Origin of the sequence: Verrucomicrobium sp. 3C (assembly GCF_000379365.1) — a bacterium.
Taxonomy (GTDB): domain Bacteria; phylum Verrucomicrobiota; class Verrucomicrobiia; order Methylacidiphilales; family Methylacidiphilaceae; genus Methylacidimicrobium.
The window spans coordinates 740,727-740,963 of sequence record NZ_KB901875.1 but is presented as its reverse complement, the minus strand read 5'-3'; positions in this window follow the sequence as shown (position 1 = coordinate 740,963).

The following is a 237-nucleotide window of genomic DNA, read 5'->3' as shown; positions in this document are numbered from 1 at the left end:
ATGGGCGCCTCCTCCGACCCGACACCTGTGAGCTCGGAGAAAGTCCGAGGGAGGGAAGGGGCCTTAGTTCAAGGGAAACGTCGGAAGGAGCGAGAACGGAGAGTGGCGGTACGCCTACAACCTCCCTTGCGTGTTCGGAAGCGGTAGTGTCCGCTTTTTTGTGTGCGGGTCGATTTTCCGCTTTGTTGTCTAACAGTAAAGAGAGTTGTTCGCACGCCGTCAACTCGGACCGGCGAG